Origin of the sequence: Psychrobacter sp. TB20-MNA-CIBAN-0197 (assembly GCF_040309765.1) — a bacterium.
In the GTDB taxonomy this organism is placed as follows: domain Bacteria; phylum Pseudomonadota; class Gammaproteobacteria; order Pseudomonadales; family Moraxellaceae; genus Psychrobacter; species Psychrobacter submarinus.
Genome location: NZ_JBEOPC010001012.1, coordinates 1 through 254, shown reverse-complemented (window position 1 = coordinate 254; position 254 = coordinate 1). Strand labels below are relative to the sequence as shown.

Annotated in this window: 1 protein-coding gene; it reads left to right on the top strand. The window is 29.9% G+C overall.

Annotated features, from left to right (window positions below):
* On the top strand, positions 1 to 254 hold a 254-nt coding region (locus AAEY83_RS16945; RefSeq protein ID WP_351060978.1), incomplete at both ends, for a hypothetical protein.

Below are 254 nucleotides of genomic sequence, written 5' to 3'. Positions count from 1 at the left end.
GGTGTGACTACAGAGGAGAAACTTGTAAGTAAATTGAATGTAGATGAAAGAGAAAAATTATCAGAGCTTACTTTAAAGCTTCAACAGTTAATTGATGAAAATGAAACAATAAAAAAGACTCAAGATCAAAGCAAATTTGAGATTGAGGAGCGAATGGAAAAATTGAATACAGAAGAAAATGAGTATAAAGAAAAGTTATCTTCAGTAAATGAAAAGGAAAAATCTCTAAGCTCAAAAGAGAGCAGTGTATTAAC